The organism is Mesorhizobium sp. M1E.F.Ca.ET.063.01.1.1 (genome assembly GCF_003998155.1).
In the GTDB taxonomy this organism is placed as follows: Bacteria; Pseudomonadota; Alphaproteobacteria; order Rhizobiales; family Rhizobiaceae; genus Mesorhizobium.
The window spans coordinates 1-751 of record NZ_RZSC01001377.1 but is presented as its reverse complement, the minus strand read 5'-3'; the positions used below and the strand labels follow the sequence as shown (position 1 = coordinate 751).

Annotated in this window: 1 protein-coding gene; it reads right to left on the bottom strand. The window is 66.4% G+C overall.

The window, feature by feature from the left end; translation table 11 throughout:
* Nucleotides 1–751: crosslink repair DNA glycosylase YcaQ family protein (locus EOA29_RS38690; RefSeq protein ID WP_145970129.1), on the bottom strand; the 751-nt coding region annotated here is incomplete at both ends.

Genomic DNA, 751 nt, shown 5'->3' with positions numbered 1-751 from the left:
ATCGAAGGGAGCGAGCAGGGCGCGCGCCCCGATCCGGCGCGGAATGCGCGCGTCCTTATAGAGATAAGCGGTCTTGTCCCAGCCTTCGACCCGCACCGGCAGCAGTTCGCCCGTCTCGACCAGTTCCTCGATGCGATCCTTCACGTCGCCCGGCGCGAGGCGGAAATAATCGCGCAGGTCGCCATAGGTGGCGATGCCGTGGGCGCGCGCGGATATGCGCAGCAATTCACGGTGCGCGTCCTCGACAGAAGGCACGGGCAAATCCAGCACAGACTGCGGCAGAACACGCTCCGGCAGATCGTAGTAGCGTTCGAACCCGCGCCGGTAGGCGGTGGTGATGCGCCCGGCCCAGAACAGCCATTCGAAGGCGTGCTTGGCCTCGCTCCAGCCCCACCAGCCGCCGTTGCCCTTGTGGCCTTCGATGTCGGAGGCGGCAATCGGCCCGCGTTCCGCGACTTGCCCGTAGATCTCGTCGATCATTGCCTTGCGCTCGCGACCCCATTTGGCGAGGCCGAGATACATTTCCTCGCCGCGCTCGGCGCGCTGCATGCGCCAGCGCATCAGCGGCCAGGTCTCGACCGGCAGGAAGGAGGCCTCATGCGCCCAATATTCAAAGACGGTGCGCTTGCGCGTGAGCGCGGCGTTGTCGAGCAGGGAAAGCGGGTAGGGGCCGAGGCGCGAATAGAGCGGCATATAGTGCGCGCGCACCACGGCGCTGACGGAATCGATCTGCAGCAGGCCGGTGCGGGAC